5 protein-coding genes are annotated in these 3686 nt (G+C 38.3%); all 5 read left to right on the forward strand.

The genetic code is table 11. From position 1 onward, the window contains the following. Positions 1-139: 139 nt before the first annotated feature. Positions 140-928, forward strand: coding sequence for a phytanoyl-CoA dioxygenase family protein (locus GSY74_RS10285; protein WP_164665012.1), 789 nt, complete (start codon positions 140-142; stop codon positions 926-928). A 122-nt stretch (positions 929-1050) separates the two neighbouring features. After that, positions 1051-1368, forward strand: coding sequence for a thioredoxin (gene trxA / locus GSY74_RS10290; RefSeq protein ID WP_164665013.1), 318 nt, complete (start codon positions 1051-1053; stop codon positions 1366-1368). A 151-nt stretch (positions 1369-1519) separates the two neighbouring features. Continuing rightward, positions 1520-2461: a thioredoxin-disulfide reductase gene (gene trxB, locus GSY74_RS10295; RefSeq protein WP_164665014.1), complete on the forward strand. Its 942-nt coding sequence runs from the start codon at positions 1520-1522 to the stop codon at positions 2459-2461. A gap of 248 nt (positions 2462-2709) precedes the next feature. Continuing rightward, a complete protein-coding gene (dapB, locus tag GSY74_RS10300; protein WP_164665015.1) occupies positions 2710-3477 on the forward strand; it encodes a 4-hydroxy-tetrahydrodipicolinate reductase in 768 nt (255 codons plus the stop codon). Position 3478: 1 nt separating this feature from the next. Next, a partial coding sequence (locus tag GSY74_RS10305; protein ID WP_164665016.1) for a hypothetical protein occupies positions 3479-3686 on the forward strand: 208 nt, incomplete at its 3' end.

The raw sequence follows: 3686 nt of genomic DNA on the forward strand, positions 1-3686 counted from the left end.
GTCTCTTCTGTAACTTTTTTTATAGTTTTTGGATTATTATATACAGGGATGACAACAGATAGACTATTCATTGATATAGACCTTTAAATTTTTAATTTATTATAGCTATAATAGATTAATTTAATTAGAAGGTCAGCTGATGCAACTTACAACAGAGCAACTAGATTCATTTAACACCAATGGATTTTTGATAATACGAGACTTCGCAGATAGAGCAAAGTGTGAAGCGATATTGGATGTGGCAAAAGCTCATCTAAAACATAAAATAGAGCCTATAGAGACAGAGATAGGGTATGGGGATAAATCCAAAGATTATCGTAGAGATGTGGTGGATTATAGCTCAAAACTAGAGGAGAGGAGTCCTACTGTAAGGCGTTTGCGACAAGTATATTATCGTGATATACTTTTTAAAGAGTGGATGGAGGATAGAGAGATTCGTCCTATTTTGGAGCAGGTACTTGACGACCAAGTTGTGATTACTATGGCTCATCATAACTCTATTATGACCAAGATGCCAAATACAAGTACAGAGACAGGATGGCATCAAGATAGACGCTATTGGCATTTTTCAGATGATAATCTTGTGAGTGTATGGTTAGCCCTTGATGATGAGTATAGTGAAAATGGGGTTTTGGAGTTTATACCAAAGAGTCACAAGATGAGTTATGAACCAGAGCAGTTTGATGAAAAAGAGTATTTCAGAACAGATTATTCTAAAAATATGTCACTTATAGAAACAGAGGTATCAACAACTTTGCAAAGAGGTGACATAGTTCTTTTTCACTCTCTACTGCTTCATCGTGCCAATGCAAATAGAACGGATAAGCCAAAGATTGCATTTGTCTATACAGTGAAAGGTGCATCAACTAAAGCTATTGAGGGGACTCGTTCCTCAGAGTATCCTGAAATTTGTCTTGAAAACTCTTGACAATAAAGAAAAGTTTAGTTATAAATGCACTGTAATAAACCTGAAAATTAATAATTTAGGTTTAACAAAGTTGATGTATAATTACGACATTAACCAATTTAACTAATTAAAGGACAGACAATATGGCAAAATATATTGATTTAACAAGTGACAATTTTGAGGCAACAATTGCAGAGGGTGTAACAATGGTAGACTTTTGGGCTCCTTGGTGTGGACCTTGTAGAATGATTGCTCCTGTAGTAGAAGAACTAGCAGAGGATTTTGATGGAAAAGCAACTATCTGTAAAGTAAACACAGATGAGCAACAGGATGTTGCTGTGAAATATGGTATCCGTTCAATCCCTGCTATTCTATTCTTCAAAGATGGTGAGCTTGTTGACCAGATGGTTGGTGCTGCTTCAAAAGATGCGTTTGCTGCAAAAATCAATGCTCTACTGTAGGGTGCTGTTTTCTAACGCACCAAAAAAGTAAGGTTAGTGTAACTTAACTTCCCATGCTTCGCATGGGACTTCTCTCTTTTCTCAATAAATCTTTATCAAATATTAAATCTACTACTCTTTTAGTAATAAAAACAGGTATGAAGGATAGCAAATGTTAGATTGTGCAATTATAGGCGGGGGTCCAGCAGGACTAACAGCAGGACTTTATGCGACTCGTGGTGGTCTTAAAAATGTTGTAATGTTTGAGATGGGTATGCCAGGTGGACAGATTACTCAAAGCTCTGAGATAGAGAACTATCCAGGATTTTATCAGCATGGTAAGACAGGTATGGATTTTATGGACACATGGCAAGAGCAGTGTTTCGCTTTTGGTCTTACTCATAAGATGAAAAAAGTAGAACGAGTTGCTAAAACAGGTGAACATTTTACCGTAACTCTTGAAAGTGGTGACACAGTAGAGGCAAAAACGGTTATCGTAGGAACAGGAAGCACACCAAAGCGAACGGGTATCAAAGGTGAAGATGAGCTATGGGGAAGAGGTGTGAGTACCTGTGCGACATGTGATGGGTTCTTCTATAAAGGTAAATCAGTAGCTGTTCTTGGTGGTGGAGATACTGCTTTGGAAGAGGCTCACTATCTATCAAATATCTGTGCAGAGGTCAATCTTATTCACAGGAGAGATGAGTTTAGAGCCTCTCCATCAATGGTAGATAGAATCAGAAGAACAGAGAATATCAATATGATTACTGATACGATAATAGAAGAGATAGAGGGTGATATGATGGGTGTGACTGGGCTTAAGCTCAAAAATGTGAAAACAGAAGAGACCTCCAATCTTGAAGTCCCAGGGGTATTTATCTTTGCTGGTCATAATGTAAATAACTCTGTGTTAAAAGATGAGTCAGGTGCGTTTATCTGTGATATGAATGAGTGGGGACAGGTGATTGTTGACCTGAGTATGAAAACTTCTATAGAGGGACTTTTTGCTACTGGTGATATGCGAATAGAGGCTCCAAAACAGGTTGTATCAGCTGCGGGTGATGGTGCTGCGGCCGCGTTGCAAGTTATTGCTTATATTCAAGAACAGGCGTAATTTTTATTAATAAACACAATTAAGACACTAATTACAGGTATACTACGGTCATGAGAGACATAATTTTCCCCTCCTAAGTTTTTTTATGGCTCTTCATAACGATTTTTATAACTTCTACCTTAATATAAAATTAACGCATCGCCGATTAGGCATGGTAGAAGCTTATATAATTACCCTCCACAAACATAATCACTACATTAGAAAAAACCGTGTATAATTCCACAAAATTCAACGCTAGGATTATCAAAATGGCAAAAGTAGGAATATTGGGAAGTACAGGACGAATGGGTGAACATCTTATCAACAATGTACTGGCAGAAGATGGATTAGAGTTAGCTGTTTTACATGTGTTTGATGAGCTCAAAGTAGCTGTTCCAGATACTGTTTTGATTACTAACAGTATGCAGGTTTTTTTAGAGAACTGTGATGTTGTTATTGATTTCTCTGCTCCTGTCGCGACGCAGGATTTGTTGGAGTCTGCACTTAAAAATCCTACACCACTTGTTATTGCAACTACTGGATTTACTCCTCATCAAGAGAATCTTTTGACGGAAGCATCTAAAGAGATGCCAGTACTATACTCCTCTAATATGTCAGCAGGTATCGCACTACTTAAACAGCTTGTAGAGCAGGTATCTGCAACGCTCAAAGATTTTGATATAGAGATTGTAGAGCAACACCATAGACACAAAGTTGATGCACCATCTGGAACCGCATTAACTTTAGCTGAGTTTGCAGCCAAGGGTCGTGGAAAAGATTTGGATGATGTTAGAATCTCTGGTAGAGATGGGCAGATAGGTGCAAGAACCAAAGATGAGATAGCCGTAATGGCACTTAGAGGTGGAGATATAGTAGGAAGACATACAGTAGGCTTCTATAATGACGGAGAGTTCTTGGAGCTAAACCACACAGCAACAAGCCGAGAGACCTTCTCCAAAGGTGCAATCAGAGCAGCAGGATGGATAACAGACCAAGAGAGTGGTTTCTACACAATTAATGACTGCTTAGGAATCTAACATGAAAACAGACCATCATTATTCACTTTTCACTTTTCACTTTTCATTAAACATCTTGCAAAACTCTTTGGAATCGGAGACTTTAGTCCCGAACAAGACGAGGCTAAAGCCCAATGCCAATGAATTAGCGAGGCTGAAGCCATCGGTTCCTTATATGCAATCTGCATTTTCGGAATCGGCGTGTTTACACCCGAACTATTTGGTTCAAA

The organism is Sulfurovum sp. bin170 (assembly GCF_010892395.1).
Taxonomy (GTDB): Bacteria; Campylobacterota; Campylobacteria; order Campylobacterales; family Sulfurovaceae; genus UBA1140.